Source organism: Janthinobacterium sp. GW821-FHT03C10 (assembly GCF_059420865.1).
Genome location: NZ_JBWKUN010000010.1, coordinates 55,531 through 72,987, shown reverse-complemented (window position 1 = coordinate 72,987; position 17,457 = coordinate 55,531). Strand labels below are relative to the sequence as shown.

At 64.3% G+C, this 17,457-nt stretch carries 11 protein-coding genes; 5 read left to right on the top strand and 6 right to left on the bottom strand.

The features are described from left to right. Positions 1-10 precede the first annotated feature (10 nt). On the bottom strand, positions 11-658 hold the full coding sequence (locus AC07VH_RS26390) for a 3'-5' exonuclease (RefSeq protein ID WP_494789469.1): 648 nt from the start codon (positions 656-658) through the stop codon (positions 11-13). A 9-nt stretch (positions 659-667) separates the two neighbouring features. Then, positions 668-1,171: a ProQ/FINO family protein gene (locus AC07VH_RS26385; protein WP_475413645.1), complete on the bottom strand. Its 504-nt coding sequence runs from the start codon at positions 1,169-1,171 to the stop codon at positions 668-670. 570 nt (positions 1,172-1,741) lie between these two features. Between AC07VH_RS26385 and rpoD the strand changes: the two genes are divergently transcribed. Then, a complete protein-coding gene (gene rpoD / locus AC07VH_RS26380; protein ID WP_494789470.1) occupies positions 1,742-4,294 on the top strand; it encodes an RNA polymerase sigma factor RpoD in 2,553 nt (850 codons plus the stop codon). Positions 4,295-4,358: 64 nt separating this feature from the next. Here the strand turns inward: rpoD and AC07VH_RS26375 are convergent, their stop codons facing one another. From AC07VH_RS26375 to ppc, 3 genes are all read right to left on the bottom strand, one after another. Next, positions 4,359-5,498, bottom strand: a complete 1,140-nt coding sequence (locus tag AC07VH_RS26375; protein WP_494789471.1) for an HAF repeat-containing protein — start codon at positions 5,496-5,498, stop codon at positions 4,359-4,361. Between the two features lie 63 nt (positions 5,499-5,561). Continuing rightward, positions 5,562-7,349 (bottom strand): PAS domain-containing sensor histidine kinase, encoded by a 1,788-nt coding sequence (locus tag AC07VH_RS26370; protein WP_494789472.1) that lies wholly within the window; start codon positions 7,347-7,349, stop codon positions 5,562-5,564. A 176-nt stretch (positions 7,350-7,525) separates the two neighbouring features. Beyond that, positions 7,526-10,366, bottom strand: coding sequence for a phosphoenolpyruvate carboxylase (ppc, locus tag AC07VH_RS26365; protein WP_494789473.1), 2,841 nt, complete (start codon positions 10,364-10,366; stop codon positions 7,526-7,528). A gap of 243 nt (positions 10,367-10,609) precedes the next feature. On the opposite strand from ppc, the gene hemC reads away from it, so the two are divergent. Genes hemC through AC07VH_RS26345 form a run of 4 tightly spaced genes read left to right on the top strand, consistent with a single transcriptional unit; the run spans position 10,610 to position 14,741 of the window. Next, on the top strand, positions 10,610-11,620 hold the full coding sequence (hemC, locus tag AC07VH_RS26360) for a hydroxymethylbilane synthase (protein ID WP_494789474.1): 1,011 nt from the start codon (positions 10,610-10,612) through the stop codon (positions 11,618-11,620). Further along, a complete protein-coding gene (locus tag AC07VH_RS26355; RefSeq protein WP_494789475.1) occupies positions 11,613-12,395 on the top strand; it encodes a uroporphyrinogen-III synthase in 783 nt (260 codons plus the stop codon). The genes hemC and AC07VH_RS26355 overlap by 8 nt, the downstream gene beginning before the upstream one ends. After that, on the top strand, positions 12,392-13,540 hold the full coding sequence (locus AC07VH_RS26350; RefSeq protein ID WP_475413638.1) for a uroporphyrinogen-III C-methyltransferase: 1,149 nt from the start codon (positions 12,392-12,394) through the stop codon (positions 13,538-13,540). The genes AC07VH_RS26355 and AC07VH_RS26350 overlap by 4 nt, the downstream gene beginning before the upstream one ends. A 4-nt stretch (positions 13,541-13,544) precedes the next feature. Continuing rightward, the gene (locus tag AC07VH_RS26345; RefSeq protein ID WP_475413637.1) at positions 13,545-14,741 is read left to right on the top strand and encodes a heme biosynthesis protein HemY; all 1,197 of its coding nucleotides are present in this window, start codon (positions 13,545-13,547) and stop codon (positions 14,739-14,741) included. 96 nt (positions 14,742-14,837) lie between these two features. Here AC07VH_RS26345 and AC07VH_RS26340 read toward each other — a convergent pair whose 3' ends face one another. Continuing rightward, positions 14,838-17,264, bottom strand: a complete 2,427-nt coding sequence (locus tag AC07VH_RS26340) for a membrane-bound PQQ-dependent dehydrogenase, glucose/quinate/shikimate family (RefSeq protein WP_494789476.1) — start codon at positions 17,262-17,264, stop codon at positions 14,838-14,840. Between the last annotated feature and the right edge of the window lie 193 nt (positions 17,265-17,457).

The following is a 17,457-nucleotide window of genomic DNA, read 5'->3' as shown; positions in this document are numbered from 1 at the left end:
GCGTGCCGCCTCAGGCGGCGACCGGCGGCGGGACGGGCGGCGTGCTGGCGCGCGGGGCCTTTTGCGGCACGACCTTGCCGCCGTCGGCGATCCAGCGGCGGTACACGCGCAGGGCCACTTGCGCATCGTCGGCCGCGTACAGGATCTGCTTTTCCGTCAGGCGCGAGGTGGCCCAGTTGGTGGTGGAGATCTTTTTCGATTTCTGCAGGTGCAGGCCGAAGAACTTGGCCACGGCCGTCTTCGCGCCCAGGTCGTTGCGCTGGCCGCCGCGCAGGGCGACGGACAGGTCGAGCACCTGGGCCGGCGCGATGCCCAGCTTGTTGCGCAGGCGCTTGACGTCGTCGGACAGGCCAAAACCCACTTTCAGGGTGGTGGTCGATTCGAGGATGGCTTTGAGTTCGGCCAGGGCCGGTGCCGGCGTGCTGCCTACCTGGAACAGGTAGGCGATGTCGTCGGTGGCCAGCTGGATCAGATGGGGGCCCGTGGAGGACTCGCCCTTCACAAAAGTAGGCTTCGATTCCGTATCGAAGCCGATGGCGTCCGCTGCCAGCAGGGCAGCCATGGCCGCTTTTGCCTCATCGCTGGTGCGTACCAGCCTGACGTGGTCGAGGGCAATGCCTTGATAGGGGGGCAGTGGCGGTGCGGCAGCTGTGTCCATGAAACCGGATCAGCCTTTGCGCGAGAATTTCGCGGTCAGCTGATTCAGTTTTTCCAGGCGCAAGCGGTTCGCTTCTTCGGCGGCGGCCGCGTCGCGCTCGGCTTTCTTGCGCTCGGCTTCCTTCTTGAAGCGTTGCTGCAAGACTTGCGTGGCATGGTCGCGGTGCGTTTGCGTCACTTCCGCGCCGGCGGTGCCGTCGAGGTCGTAGCGGATCTTGGCTTTTTCCATCACGCGCAGGTAGCGCAGCGAACCCGTGTGGATGCCCAGCGCCGTGCGCATCAGCTTGCGGTCCAGGTCCGGCAGGCGCGCCAGGATCTGCTTGTCGATACCGATCGACAAGGGCAGGCAATCGCGGAATGGCGGGAATTGCTCCTGGAACTGCTTCAGCAGGGCGCGCGCGGTCAGGCCGGCAGGCGCCGGCGTGGTTGCCGCTGCGGCCGGTGCCGCCGCTGGGGCTGCATCGACTGGCGTGTCAGGAGTGGTGGCTTGCTGGTCTGGCGTGGAGCTGGTCATCGACATCATTGGTTGGGCTATAAAAGGGGAGCATAGCACGCGCCACAGGCAAGTGCATTGTCTTTTTTGGCAACTTGCGCTGTAACAAGCGGGTCCGCCCTACAGCGGATGCAGCGCGAAATGCGGGAAATGTGTATAATGTCGGCTTGCGCTGATGACTGGACCCCGTATTTGACGGTCTGGCTCAGGTGTGCAGGGGATAGGAGCAGTGCGGTGCAGGGCCATCATTATTGATATTTTTGATATCGGGTATTTTGCTTATCAATTATCCAGATAACTGGCCTTCGTGCATAATCTTGCTCTCCGCTGTGTCTTCACTGAACAACAATAGATTCAAGCCCGTTCTGGTACGGGCTTTTTTTCATTCCGCAATGTACATCGCTTATTTATCTGACCCGGCTTCGGCCCCGCCGCCGCTGGATGCGCGGGCTTTGAACGTCCCGATAGACAGGCGCCGCTGCCCTTGACGGCAGCCGCAACAATACGCTCCATCGAGTCCGGTTTCGCAGGCTTAGGTGGAATCATTCACTTCGCGCCGACACCATCTGGTCTCGCATTAAGAGATATCTCATGAAGAATACGCCAAAAACTTTAACGTTGTCCGCCAAGGCGCCACGCCCAGCCGCGGCACCACTTGCCGTACCCAAAACGACTTTATCTTACTTCATCGATAATGCGCAAGCGAATCCGGAAGCCACCGTCACGACGGCGCCGACCGTCGTCACCGTGGTGAAGAAAAGCCGTTCGCGCCTGGCCGCCGTGCCGCCGGCCGAGCCAGCTGCCGAAGCGCCAGCGGCGGCTGTCGAAGCCGTTGCCGACGTGGCCGAGGTGGCCGACGCCGCGCCGGTCAAGACGCCGAGCGTGAAGATCGCCCCCGGCGCCAAGGCCCCGGCCGCGCCGCGCAAGGTCAGCGAAAGCGCCGCCACGAACAAGGTGGTGACGGCAGCCCGTTCGAAGGTCGTGCGCGCCAAGCCTGAGGCGGCACCCGTGACCATCATCACCGGCGCGCAAGTGGTCAGCAAGACCACGGACGCCGATGCCCTGGCCGCCATCGACACCTCGAATTACTTCTTGCCGACCGTCAAGGTACCAGGCCGCCGCGGCCGCAAGCCGAGCGAATTCACGCCGGAAAACGATGAAGTGGCAGCACTCAACGCCGTCGAGCGCGCCGAACTGAAGGCCGTGTCGAAAGCGCGCGACCGCAAGGCCAAGGGCGGCCTGGCGGACGCGCTGGGCGATCCGGAAGCGTCGGCAGCGGACCTGGAACGCCGCCGCAAGCAGATCACGGGCTTGATCAACATGGGCAAGGAACGCGGTTTCCTCACCTATGCCGAGATCAATGACCAATTGCCGGAAAACATCATCGATCCGGAAGCGATCGAAGGCATCATCGCCACCTTCAACGACATGGGCATCGCCGTCTACGAGCGCGCCCCTGACGCGGAAAGCCTGTTGTTGACCGACAACGTCGCCACCGTCACCAGCGACGATGAAGTGGAAGCGGCTGCCGCGACCGCCTTGTCGACCGTCGACTCCGACTTCGGCCGCACCACCGACCCCGTGCGCATGTATATGCGTGAAATGGGCGCCGTGGCGTTGCTGACGCGCGAAGGCGAGATCGAGATCGCCAAGCGCATCGAAGGCGGCCTGAAGGACATGATCCAGGCCATCTCCGCCTGCCCGACCACCATCGGCGAAATCGTCGCCCTGTCGCAGAAGATCGCGCGCGACGAGATCAAGGTCGATGAAGTGGTCGACGGCTTTGTCGATCTGAACGAAAGCAATGCCCCGGCACCAGCTGCCGCTCCCGCTCCCGCCGCCGCCAGCGGTGACGACGAGGAAGAGGAAGAAGAAGCCGAGGAAGAAGACGGCGACGCCAATGGCGGCGCGGCCGGTTTCTCCAGCGAGCAACTGGCCCAGCTGAAAAAGAATGCGTTGGAGAAATTCAACGTCATCTCGACGCAGTACGACAAGATGCGCAAGGCGCCCGAGGGTTACAACTCGAAAGCCTACATCAAGGCGCAGGAAGCCATTTCGCAGGAATTGCTGGGCATCCGCTTCACGGCCAAGGTCGTCGAAAAGCTGTGCGACACCCTGCGCGGCCAGATGGAAGAAGTGCGCCACATCGAGCGCGCCGTGCTGGAACTGTGCGTGAACAAATGCGGCATGCCGCGCGCCCACTTCATCAAGGTATTCCCGGGCAATGAATGCGACCTGGAATGGGTCGACCGCGAAGTCGATTGCAAGTATCCGTACAGCGCCATCCTCAGCCGCAACGTGCCTGCCGTCAAGGAACTGCAAAAGAAGATGATCGACCTGCAAGCGCGCGTGGCCCTGCCGCTGGCGGACTTGCGCAAGATCAACAAGCAGATGGCGGCCGGCGAAAAGCGTGCGCGTCACGCGAAACGCGAAATGACGGTCGCCAACTTGCGCCTGGTCATTTCGATCGCCAAGAAATACATCAACCGCGGCTTGCAATTCCTCGACTTGATCCAGGAAGGCAACATCGGCTTGCTGAAGGCGGTCGATAAATTCGAATACCGCCGCGGCTACAAGTTCTCGACCTACGCCACCTGGTGGATCCGCCAGGCGATCACGCGTTCGATCGCCGACATGGCCCGCACCATCCGCGTGCCGGTGCACATGATCGAAACGATCAACAAGATGAACCGCATCTCGCGCCAGATCATGCAGGAAACGGGCAGCGAGCCGGACCTGGCGACCTTGGCCGTCAAGATGGAAATGCCGGAAAACAAGGTGCGCGAAATCATGAAGATCGCGAAAGAGCCGATTTCCATGGAAACGCCGATGGGCGAAGATGGCGATTCGCAACTGGGCGACTTCATCGAAGACAACACGACGTTGGCGCCGCTGGACGCCGCGCTGCACGCATCGATGCGCAACGTGATCAAGGAAGTACTCGATTCCCTGACGCCGCGCGAAGCGAAAGTGCTGCGCATGCGTTACGGCGTGGAAATGTCGAACGACCACACGCTGGAAGAAGTGGGCAAGCAGTTCGACGTGACGCGCGAGCGCATCCGCCAGATCGAAGCGAAAGCCATGAGCAAGCTGCGCCAGCCTTCGCGTTCGGACAAGCTGAAGACTTTCCTGACGCAGAACTAAGCGGTCAGCAGGCAATAAAAAAAGAGGCGCAAGCCTCTTTTTTTTCGTCCGTACCCGTATTGATTTACAGCAAATGCCGGCGCTGTCCCAGCAGGCCGGCGCGCAGGTGGCGCTGTGCGCGGTACAGGGCCGCGCCGCAGGCGGCGGCGATGACGCTCAGGAAGAGCCAGTCCAGCGGGTTGCGGCGCGGCGGTGCCGGCGACGCTTGCGACGGCACGGCGAAGGCCTGGAATTTATGCCCCGTGTAGATGGCGCCCACCACCAGGCCGGCGTCCGTGATCTTGTTGGTCAGGTACAGACCGTCGTCGCGGCGGCGCACCGTCATCACGCCTTCCTTGTAGACAAAGGTCATCGGTTCAAAGCCGTTGATGTTGACGCTGCCGACGACGTGTCCGGCCGCGTTGACTGCCGTGGCGTAGCTGTCGCCCTGGCCGATCATGGCGCCCAGGTCGAGCATGCGCTTGCCGTCCCAGGCAAACGCGTGCCAGCGGCGCTTCTCCGTTTCCGAGGCGCCCACGATCAGGCCCGCGTCGTTGATGGCGGTAGCCGAGCTGATGCGTCCGCCGGGCAGGGTGCCGATTTCCTGCATGCCCGCGCCGGGCCGGTAGACGAAGGCGCGGCGGTAGCCATCGCCGCGCTGCGCCGTGCCCACCGCCACGCCATGGCTGTTCAGGCCGCTGGCATAGCTGCTGGCGCCGCCCAGGGTGCCCAGGTCTTGCAGGCTGTGGTCGGCTTTCGTCACGAAGGCGTGGAAATCGCCGCCGCTGGTATCGGCATAGCCGGCCACCTGGCCGTCGCGCGCGATGGCCGTGGCATAGCTGCTGGTGCCGCCCAGGGTGCCCAGGTCGCGCATGCCGCCCGCCGCGTCGTAGCGGAAGGCGTGCCAGGCGCCGGCGGCCGTCTGCGCCGACCCCACCACCACGCCATGCATATTGATGGCCTTGGTAAAACCTTCATCGCCGCCCAGGGTGCCCAGTTCGCGGAGGCGGCCATGCTGGTAGGTCACGGCGCGGCGCCGTCCTTCCTCTTCCATGATGATGCCGGCCACCAGCCCTGCCGGGTTCAGGTCGGACGCGATGCTGCCATTGCCATCCTTTTCTCCAAAGCCCCGTTCGGCATAAATGGTGGCGCTGGCGATGGGGGCGGCAGCCAGCAGGAGCAGGCCGAGCAGCAGGGCGGGGAAGCGGGCGGACCGTGGCGGCATGATAGTTTCCTCAAGGAAAAAACCTACTATACTTTTATTTATCAAAAATGCATATTTAATTAGCTACTGTTTTTGGTAATTTTTGTGTTTTGGCATGGCCGGCATGGCGCGCCTGCCCGCGTGAGGCAGGTAGATGACCAGCGCCGTGCCCTGGCCCGCCTGGCTGTCGATGCGCAGTTCGCCGCCCAGCGCGTGGACACGTTCGCGTATGCTCTTCAGGCCGAAGGCGGCCCGCTTGCCGTCGTCGCCCGGCTGCATGCCGATGCCGTTGTCGCTGATGCGCAGCACGATGGAATCCGCATCTTGCTCCAGCGCCACTTCCACTTCGCTGGCCTGGGCATGGCGCACGATGTTCGACAGCGATTCCTGCAGCACGCGGAAGATGGCCGACGTCTGGCGCTGATCGAGGCCCAGATCCGGCGCCTCGCTGTCGAGCGTGAGCCGGTAGCGGATGGCGCCGCGGCCTTCCATCTGGCGGATCAGCCATTCGGCGGCGGGGCCCAGTCCCAGCTCCAGGGTGCTGGGATGCAAGTCATTGATGATGGTGCGCACGGAGCGGATGGTGGCGTCGATGGTGTCGAGCACGCGCTGGGCGTGGCGGTGCAGGCGCGGGTGGGTCCTGGCCGTGCGCGCGTGCAGCAGCGACACATCGATGCGCAGCACCATCAGGTTCTGGCCCAGATCGTCATGAATGTCGAGCGCGATGCGCCGGCGTTCCTCTTCCTTGATGGTTTGCTGGTGGTCGGTCAGTTCGCGCAGCTGGGCCAGGGTGCGCTCCAGGTTTTCCTCGTTGCGCTTGCTGTCGGTGATGTCGATGGCCATGGCGATGATCATCTGCGGCCGGCCTTCGGCGTCGAAGATGGGTTTCTTGTGCGTCTGCACCCGGCGATTTTCCTGCAACTGCGCATTCCATATCAGTTCTTCGCGTATCACCACCTTGCGGCTGGCAAACGCCTCCTGGTCCGCCGCGTGGAAGCCCACGCTCTGGTCGCTGGGAAAATGCTGCAGGTCGCGCCCCTCGGCGATGTCTTCCTGGCGCACGCCCCATTGCTGTTCGCAAGCCTGGTTCATCAGCAGGATGCGCGAATCGGCATCTTTCAGGAACAGCGACAGGGGCATCATGGAAATGATGTCCTGCAGCCGTTCTTCGCTGCGCGCCAGGGCCGCTTCCGTCTGCGCGCGCATGGCGATTTCCGCGGACAGCTGGAGATTGACGTCGAGCAGCTGGGCCGTGCGCAGGGCCACGCGGCTTTCCAGTTCCGCATGGGCGACGCTCAACGCGTGTTCGGCCCGCTTGTGTTCGGTGATGTCGCTGGCCAGCACGAGGGCGCCCGTCAGCGTGCCCTGCTGGTCGTACAGGCAGCGGCCGCTGATCATGGCCCAGCGTTCCGAGCCGTTGCTATGCTGGTAACGCAGTTCTCCCATGCAGCTATCCGTGGCCGTCTGGCGCAGCGGACACAGGCGCAGCAAGGTCGCCTCGTCGTGGAATTCCTCCATCGAATGGTTCAGCAGCCGCTCGGCGGGCACGCCCAGCATGTCGCACAGGCGCTGGTTGACGTGCAGGATGCGGCCGTGCGCATCCGTTTGCCACATGCCGTCCTGCGCCGCTTCGCTCAAGTGGCGGTAGCGCATGGCGCTGGCGTCGAGCTGCTTGCGCGTGCTGGCAAGGTGGGCGCGCAGCGCGCGCAGCAGCCACATGGCCGTGCCGGCGACGGCCGCCAGCAGCAGCGACAGCCAGATATGTTCCCAGACGTCGAGTTCCTGCCAGGCCGCACCGGCCAGCCAGCCCAGCATGATCAGGGTGAGGGCGGCACATGCCGTACTCAAGGTTTCAATCGACCATTTGCTCATCCGCGTCCCTGGCGTCATGGTTGGCCGCTGCGGTGCGCATGGCGCCGGAGTGGGAAAAGTATCCGACGCTAGTGTAATACCAAATGTTGTTTTCTTGAGAATATTTTTCCATCAGGAAAGCAAAAGGGCCGGCCCTTGCGGTGCCGGCCCCTGCATGCCGATGCAGTGCGACGCTATCAGCCCGTGTTGCGCAGGCCGGCCGCCACGCCGTTGATCGACAGCTGGATGCCGCGGTGCACCCGTTCATCGACTTTACTGGCGCTGGACAGGGCGCGGTTGCGCTTGATCAATTCCACTTGCAAGTGGTTCAGCGGGTCGAGGTAGGCGAAGCGGTTCTGGATCGAACGGGCCAGCAGCGGATTGCCCGCCAGGCGCTCGGTATTGCCGGTGATCAGCTCCAGGCAGCGCAGGGTGTTGCCATGCTCGTCCGTGATGCGCTTGTAGATGCGTTCGCGCAAATCCTGGTCCGCCACCAGTTCCGCATAGCGCGAGGCAATCGCCAGGTCCGTCTTGGCCAGCACCATGTCCATGTTCGACAGCAGGGTGGCAAAGAAGGGCCATCGGGCGTACATGGCGCGCAGGGTGGCGATCCTGTCATCCTTCGACGCTGGCTCGCCAGTGTTGATCCAGGCCTCGATGGCGCTGCCGAAACCGAACCAGCCCGGCAGCAGCAAGCGGCACTGGCCCCAGGAAAAGCCCCAGGGAATGGCGCGCAAGTCTTCGATGCGCTGGTTGGCCTTGCGCGAGGCGGGGCGCGAACCGAGGTTCAGCTCGGCGATTTCCGCAATCGGCGTGGCCGAGAAGAAATACTCCGTAAAGCCCGGCGTTTCATACACGAGGTGGCGGTAGGCGCGATAGGCGCGGTCCGACAGCTGCGCCATCACGGCTTCGAACTGCGCCAGCTCGCTCGCATGGGCCGGGCTGGCGGCCTGCGGCGCCAGGCTCGCTTCCAGGGTGGCGGCGACCAGCAATTCCAGGTTGCGCCGGCCGATTTCCGCGTTGGAAAACTTCGAGGCGATGATCTCGCCCTGTTCCGTCAGGCGGATCTGGCCGTTGACGGTGCCCGGCGGCTGGGCCAGGATGGCTTCGTAGCTGGGTCCGCCGCCACGGCCCACCGTGCCGCCGCGGCCGTGGAACAGGCGCAGCTTGACGCCGGCCTTCTGGAAGTCGGACACCAGCGCCAGTTCCGCCTTGTACAGTTCCCAGTTCGAGGTGAGGAAACCGCCATCCTTGTTCGAATCGGAGTAGCCGAGCATGACTTCCTGCAGCCGTCCCTGCTTGGCGATCAATTGTTTGACCAAAGGCAAGGCCATGAGCTGGCTCATGATGCCGGCCGCGCGCTGCAGGTCGGGGATCGTCTCGAACAGGGGGATGACCATCAGCTCGCACGTGCTGTCGCCAGCTTGCCAGTCGGTGCGCAGCAAGCCTGTTTCCTTTTGCAGCAGCAACACTTCCAGCAGGTCGGACACGGTTTCCGTGTGCGAGATGATGTAGTTGCGGATGGCCCGCGCGCCGTAGCGCTGGCGGATGTCGCGCGCCGCGCGCAAAATCGCCAGCTCGGAATCCGTTTCCGTGGCGTAGCTGATGTAGGGCGAGTACAGCAGGCGCGGCTGGGCCAGTTCGTTCAGCAGCAGCGCCTGCTTGTCTTCCTCGGACAGGGCTGCGTAATCGGCGGCCACGCCGCTTTTCGCGAACAGGTCGGCCAGCACGCGCTCGTGCACGTCGGACGTCTGGCGCATGTCGAGCGACGCCAGGTGGAAGCCGAAGATGTCGGCCGCGCGCGCCAGGGTGGCCAGGCGCGGGCGCACGAGGGCCGCGCCATGGTGCGACTCGAGCGAGGCGACGATGGTGCGCAGGTCGGCGACAAAGGCGGCCGCGTCCGGATAGGGTGCCGCCGCGCCCACTTCCTTGCGCAGGATGTTGGTGGCGCCCAGGGCGCGGGCCGTGGCGGCCAGGCGCGCATAGATGCCGATCAGGGCGCGGCGGTACGGTTCGTCGCTGCGGTGCGGCGAGGCGTCCGGCGACTGGTCGGCCAGCGCTTGCAGTTCCGCGCTCACGCCCACCATCAGGGTCGAGACGGACAGTTCCGCGCCCAGCGCATGCACTTCGTCGAGGTAGAAATCGAGGATGGTGGTGGCGTGGCGCGCCAGCGCATGCTGCATGGTGCCCGCGTTGACGTTCGGGTTGCCGTCGCGGTCGCCGCCGATCCAGCTGCCCATCTGCACGTAGGCGGCGTTGATCGGTTCGATGGTGCCGTCGCCGTTCGGGTACTCGGCGGCGATATCGTCCTCGATGTCGTCATACAGGCCCGGCAGTTCGCGCAGGAAGGTGATGCGGTAATAGGACAGGGCGTTTTCGATTTCGTCGGCCACCGTCAGCTTCGAGTAGCGCAGCATGCGCGTCTGCCACAAGGTGGCCACGCGCGAGCGCAGCAGCTGCATGTTGGCATGCCGTTCCTTCGGCGTCTGCGGCAGGTCGCGCTCGGCCAGCAGGCGGGCGATGTCGTGCTCGGCGTCGAGGATGCTCTTGCGCTGCACTTCCGTCGGGTGGGCCGTCAGCACGGGGGCGATCAGGGCGTCCTGGAAAAAGGTATCGACGGTCTTGCGCGGCACGCCGGCGGCGCGCAGTTTTTTCAGCGCGAAGCTGACGCTGCCCTTTTGCGCGGGCGAGCCGGCCAGCAGGTGGGCGCGGCGGCGTCGGATGTGGTGCTGGTCTTCCGCGATGTTGGCCAGGTGCGAAAAGTAGGAAAAGGCGCGCACGACGGAAATCGTCTGTTCGCGGCTCAGTTCCTTGAGCATGGCGTCGAGTTCCAGCGCCGCGCCCGCGTCCGCTTCGCGGCGGAAGCGCACGGACGTCTGGCGTATCGTTTCCACCACGTTGAAGACGGCGTCGCCTTCCTGTTCGCGCAGCACGTCGCCCAGCAGGCGGCCCAGCAGGCGGATATCTTCTTTCAGCGGCGCGTCCTTGTCGGAGCCGGCCGCCGGGACTATTTCTGGTGCTACTGCGTCATTGAGCATAATAAAGAACCAAAGTAAGTGTAAAAGCAAGGGAATGTGGATCGCACCGGGCGTTTGGCCGCAGAGGGGAGGGGGCGCATGATAAAATTTGTGGTCTTCAACATGGACGCTAGCCTGACTTGGCCTTCTAGGCTAAGGGATAACGATTATAGCGACGCCGGGCGCCATTCCGATACAAATTGATATCGGACGGGCGAATTGGCAACGATAATGACAACGACAGCCACAGCGAAAGAACTTGTTTTGAAAGCATCCGAATTGACCCCGAACGAATTGACCCCGAAGATTCCCGCCCGCCTGGTGATCGCCACGCGCGAGAGCCGTCTTGCCATGTGGCAAGCTGAGCACGTGCGTGCGCGCCTGGCCGCCCTGTATCCGCAGTGTAGCGTTGAAATTCTCGGCATGACCACACGCGGCGACCAGATTCTGGACCGCGCCCTGTCCAAGGTAGGCGGCAAGGGCCTGTTCGTCAAGGAGCTGGAAGTGGCGATGGAAGAAGGTCGCGCCGACCTGGCCGTGCATTCGCTGAAGGACGTGCCGATGGAGTTGCCGGAAGGCTTTGCCCTGGCCGCCATCCTCGAGCGCGAAGACCCGCGCGACGCGTTCGTGTCGAACGATTACGCCAGCCTGGCCGAGCTGCCGCATGGCGCCGTCGTCGGCACCAGCAGCCTGCGCCGCCAGTCGCTGATCGCCGCGCGCTATCCGCACCTGACGATCTTGCCCCTGCGCGGCAACCTCGACACGCGCTTGGGCAAGCTGGACCGTGGCGACTACGCCGCCATCATCCTGGCCGCCGCCGGCCTGAAACGCCTGGGGCTTGAGGCGCGCATCCGCGCCGTGCTGGCGCCGGAAGACAGCCTGCCGGCCGCCGGCCAGGGCGCCATGGCGATCGAGGTGCGCGCCGGGCGCGCCGACGGCGTCGACATGACGGCCCTGCTGGCGCCGCTGAACCATGCTGATACGGCGCAAGCCGTCACGGCCGAGCGCAAGGTGTCGAAGATTTTCGGCGGCAGCTGCCAGATTCCGCTGGCCGCCTTCGCCACCGTCGAGGGCGAACGGATGCGCCTGCGCGCCATGGTCGCCACGCCGGACGGCGCGCGCATGGCCAGCGCCGAGCTCGAAGGTCCGGCCGCTGCGCCGGAACTGCTGGGCGAACAGGTGGCCGAATTGCTGCGCGGCCAGGACGCCGCCGGCATCCTCGCCTCGTGCGCCGTTACGCCCGACAACCATGAAGGCCTGGCGCCGCATGCCTGACACCGTGGTGATCACGCGGCCCGCGGCGCAAGCGGGGCCGCTGGCCGCCAGGATCGCGGCGCTGGGCTGGCCCGTGACACTGCTGCCGCTGCTGGAAATCCACGCGCTCGATGGCGCAGATGAATGCGCGCAGCTGCAAGCCGTGCTGGCGCGCCTGGCGGATTACGACCTGGTGGCCTTCGTCTCGCCCAACGCCATCGATTGCGTCTTTGCGCACCTGCCCGCCTGGCCGCCAGGCGTGCCGCTTGCCGTGGTGGGCGAGGGCAGCCGGCTGGCGCTGGCGGCGCATGGCGTCACGGAAGCCAACGCGGCCATCACCAGTCCGCTCGACACGGCGCGCAGCGATTCCGAACATCTGTTGCTGGCGCTGGACTTGCCGGCCCTGCGTGGCAAGCGCGTGCTGATCGTGCGCGGCGACGGCGGACGCGATTACCTGGCCGACGGCTTGCGCGCGGCAGGCGCCGAAGTCGAGTTCGTCACGGCCTACCGCCGCCAGGTGCCAAGACTGACGCCGGCCTTGCGGGCGACCCTGGAAAAGCTGTTGCAGCATAATAATGACTGGATCATCACCAGCTCGGAAGCGCTGCGCGGTTTGCTGGCGCTTCTTGAGGAATTGGATGCTGAAAAGACGGCTGTTGCAAAAATGCAACAGCAGCATCTGATCGTGCCGCACGCGCGCATTGCACAAACGGCGGCGGCCCTGGGTTTTGCCCGTGTCACCCTGACAGGATCAGGCGACGCAGGAGTGCTCGCCGCGTTACAATCACGACCATGAACGAAATGCCTACACTCTCCGAACCGAATGCAACGCCTGGCAGCGCCGTGAAGACGGCGCCGCAGGCGGCCGACCAACCTGCCGGCCGCGCGCCGACCCTGCTGGAACAGCTGCAAAAGCCGATGAGCATCGCCGTCATCGTGCTGGCCGTGCTGCTGGCGGCGCAAAGCTGGTCGACCAGCAAGCAGATCCGCAACCTGCGCGAAGAAGTGGCCAAGCGCCTGCAAAAGGGCGATGTCAGCAATGCCGAAACGGGTGTGCTGGCGCGCAACGTGCAAGAAGGCACGAAAGAGCTGCAAATCAAGGTGGGCGCGCTGGAAAACCGCCAGAGCGAAACGCAGAGCCAGCAGCTGGCGCTGGAACAACTGTATAACGACTTGTCGAAGAACCGCGACGAGTGGGCGCTGACGGAAATCGAGCAAGTGCTGTCGACGGCCAGCCAGCAGCTGCAGCTGGCCGGCAACGTGCCAGGTGCGCTGATCGCCCTGCAAAACGCGGACCGCAGCCTGTCGCGCTCCGACAAGCCGCAATTCATCACCATCCGCCGCGCCATCGGGCGCGACATGGAAAAACTCAAGGCCCTGCCCAGCGTCGATTCGACGGGCGTGGCCCTGCGCCTCGACGCCGTGATCGCCCAGATCGATTCTCTGCCGATGCTGTCCGACGAGACGCCGGCCTTGCCGGCCGCGCCGGAAAAACCGGGCAAGGCCAAGGCCGTGCGCGATGCCGCCGGCAAGCTGGTGGGGCCGCCGGCGCCGGAACCGCTGCTGCAAAAAGTGCGCGACGGCTTCAATACCTGGAGCGGCGACATGTGGGCCGACGTGCGCCAGCTGATCCGTATCCGCCGCGTCGACACGCCGGAAGCGCTGATGCTGTCGCCGACGCAGTCGTATTTCTTGCGCGAAAACGTCAAGCTGCGCCTGCTCAATGCCCGCATGGCCTTGTTGTCGCGCAATGAAACGGCTTTCCGCAACGACTTGATCGCCGCCCAGGATGCGCTGGCCAAGTATTTCGACACCCGCGCCAAGGGCACGCAGACGGCGCAAGCCTTGCTGCGCCAGGTGCAGGGCAGCAACCTGGCCATCGAAATGCCAACCTTGTCCGACAGCCTGGCGGCTGTGCGCAACTACAAAGCGAAGTCCTGAGCCCATGCGTCTATTTCTCTGGTTACTCGCCCTGATGGCCGCGGCGATCGGTATCGCCGTGACGGCCCGTTTCAACCCCGGCAACGTGGTGTTGTTCTATCCGCCTTACCGCATCGACTTGTCGCTGAACTTCTTCCTGCTGCTGCAGGTCGTGCTGTTCGTGCTGCTGTATCTGCTGGTGCGCGCCGTGCGCGCCACCGTGCGCATGCCGGCCCAGGTGGCGGCCTACCGCCAGCGCAAGCGCGAGCGCGATGGCAACAAGGGCTTGCGCGAAGCCTTGAAAGCCCTGTTCGAAGGCCGTTTCGGCCATGCGGAAAAGGCCGCCCTGCGCGCCGCCGAGCTGGATGAGAACGCCGGCCTGGCCGCGCTGATCGGCGCGCGCGCCGCGCACCGCATGCGCCAGTCCGAGCGCCGCGACAGCTGGCTGGCCCGCGTCGAAGGCGACGCCAGCCTGAAGACGGCCCGTCTGATGACGGTGACGGAATTGCTGGTCGACGACCACCAGCCGGAAGCGGCGCTGGCCGCCGTGCGCGAACTCAATGCCAGCGGCACGCGCCATATCCACGCGCTGCAATGGTCGCTGAAAGCCGAGCAGCAGGCGAAGAACTGGCCGGAAGTGCTGCGCCTCGTGCGTTCGCTCGACAAGCACCGCGCCCTGCATCCGGCCCTGTCGTCGCGCCTGCGCGAGCTGGCCTACGACCATTTGCTGTCCGACCCGTCGCACGATGCCGAATCGCTGATGCGCGTGTGGTCCACCGTGCCGAGCACGGACCGGGTCAAGCCGTATATCGCCTGCCGCGCCGCCACCGCCCTGAATGCGCGCGGCCTGCATGACGAAGCGCGCCTCGTGTGCGAAGAGTCGCTGGCCGCCGACTGGGACGAGCGCGTCGTGCGCGCCTACCGCGAAGCGGCGGCGCCCGCCGGCACGCCGGCCCTGCTGCTGCAGATCGAGCATTGCGAGCAATGGCTGAAACAGCGTCCGCTCGATGCGGAACTGGCGCTGACCCTGGGCACCCTGTGTCTCAAGCAAAAATTGTGGGGCAAGGCCCAGCGCCACCTGGAGCAGGCTTTGTCCGACGCGAACGAGCCGCAGATGGTGCGCGACGCCCACCTGAAGCTGGCACAGATGCACGATGCCTTGCAGCAGACGGAACAGGCCGCCGCCCATTACCGGCAGTGCGCACTGGCCACCATCCTGTAAGCCTTGTAGGTCATTTCTCCAGACGTAAAAAAGCCGTTCAGTGCAGACTGAACGGCTTTTTTTATGCGCGCACTCCATGGCGGAGTGCGTTGCTGATTACTTCTTCGGTACCGCAGTGCCTTCGGGCAAGGCATACGCGACCAGGGTATCGCTCATCTTCGTGCCCAGCGAACCGTGGCCGCCGGCCATGACGACGACGAACTGGCGTCCCGACTTGTTCGACACATAGCTCATCGGGGTGGCTTGGCCGCCGGCCGGCAAACGGGCTTTCCAGATGACTTTGCCGTTGCTGACGTCGTAGCCGCGGATGTAGTAGTCGAGCGTGCTGCTGAGGAAGGTCACGCCGCCGCCCGTGGTGACCATGCCGCCCAGGCTGGGCACGCCCAGTGGCAAGGGAATCGGCACGGGACCGCTGTCGCGCGTGGTGCCGTTCTTGTGCATCCACACTTTTTTCATGGTGCGCAGGTCGACGGCGGCCACATAGCCCCACGGCGGTGCCTGGCATGGGAAGCCCAGCGGCGACAAAAAGGCCTTGATTTCCACGGCGAACGGGACGCCCGTCTGTGGCTGCAAGCCCATTTCGCCGCCCGTGCCGCCCTTGGCGGTCGTTTCGGCGCGCGGCACGAGTTTTTCCAGGAAGCCCATGTAGTCAGGGTTGACGATCAGCAACTGGCGTACGGGGTCGATGGCCGCGCCACCCCATTCGAAGATGCCGAGCGGGCCCGGCGAGATGACGGCGCCCTTGCCGGCCGTTTGCGGCGTGAACGGGCCTTCATAGCGGCGTTCCTTGAAGATGATGCGGCAGGCGAGCTGGTCAAACGGCGTGGTGCCCCACATGTCCGCTTCGCTGATATTGCGTTCAGGCAAGAAGGTCAGGGCCGAGAACGGCTGCGTGGGCGACAGGGTGTCGCCGGCGGCAGGATTGCTCGTTGGCACGGGTTTTTCTGGCGCCGGCACGACCAGGCTGCCGTCGCGGCGGTCGATCACGTAGATGTCGCCCCGTTTCGTCGTGGCGACGACCGATGGGACTTTGCCTTTTGGCGTGTCGATGTCGACCAGCGAAGGCTGGCCGCCGATATCCATGTCCCAGATATCGTGGTGCACGGTCTGGTAGACCCAGCGCACTTTACCCGTCGCCAGGTCCAGCGCGACGATGGCGCTGTTGAATTTCTCGCCATTCTTGTTGCGGTTGCCGCCCCAGGTATCGGGGGTTTCATTGCCCATCGGAATGTAGACCATGCCCAGCTTTTCATCGATGCTGGCCACGCCCCACGAGTTGGGCGAGTTGTTGGTGTAGTTCTTGCCTTCCGGGAAGGGCTGCGTATCTTCCGGCGTGGCCGGGTCCCAGTTCCACATCAGCTTGCCGGTGACGGGATCGTAGCCGCGGATTACGCCCGACGGCTCTTCCGTCGAATGGTTGTCCGTCACGCTGGCGGCGATCACGGCCATTTTCTGCGAGACGGCCGGCGGCGAGGTGGGCATCAGGAAGCCGCGCTTGATCATGGCCATGTTTTTATACAGGTTGACGACACCGTTATTACCAAAGCTCTTGCACGATTCGCCCGTATCGGCATTCACGGCGATCATGGTGCCGTCCATGGTCGGCGCCAGGATGCGGCGCGGGCATTCCATGCCGGCCGCTTCGGGGGCCGGGTTGTTCTTGGCGCGGCCCGCGTTGACGTCCCAGTAGGCGACGCCGCGGCAGATCATGTGCTGGTAGCTGGCCGCGTCGCGGTTGATCTTCGGATCGTGGCGCCAGATTTCCTTGCCCGTGTCCGGGTTCAGCGCGATGACGATATTGTGCGGCGTGCACAGGTACAGCATGTCATTGACCTTCAGCGGCGTGACTTCATTGGCGATCTCGCCCGGATCGTTCGGCCCCTTGAAGTCGCCCGTGTGGTAGGTCCAGGCTTCTTTCAGGCCGGAAATATTGGCCGGCGTGATCTGCGCGGCCGGCGCGTAGCGGTCACCATAGCCGGAACGGCCATACGCGGACCAGTCGTTGTGCTCGACGCCGGGCGCCAGGTCGCCGCTGGCGGTGGCGGCCATGTTTTCGGCAGGCACGTCGCCATGCAGGTCATGGTAGTCCTGGAACAGGGCGATGACGCCGGCGATGACGGTCAGGGCCACGGCGGCGGAAAGGGCCGTCTTGCCCAATTGCCCCTGTTTCTCCGCGGCGGGTGGCGCCAGGCGGCGGCTGACGAAGGGTAGCAGCAGCCAGACGGCGGCGGCAAACCAGATGTCCAGGCGCGGCAGCAATTGCCACCAGTCGAATTTCACTTCGATCACGGACCAGATGAGGGTGGCGAGCAGCAGCAGCGCCATGAACGGTTGCGCGCTGCGCTTGCCTTTGAAGACGAGCGCGCCTGCTATCAGCATGCCTATGCCGGCCAGCAGGTAGTACCAGGAGCCGCCGAGCGTGGCCAGCCAGATGCCGCCGCCCAGCAGGGCGAGGCCAAACAGAATGAAAATAACGCCGGTGACCTTTAATAGAGGCCCGGACCGGAAGGAGGGAATCATCATATTCCTTTTTGCAAGGATTTATCGGTGGCGCGTTGAAAGCGCCATATTGAATTCAGGGAAGGCGTCGATTGCAGAATATACAAAGTTTGGAATCACCAGAATGTGACAGTTTATCAGAATTGAAGATTGTCTTCCGGTCGCGCCATTTTTTGGCAAGGACGCCATTTGAATCAGATAAACTCTTCAAATAAGA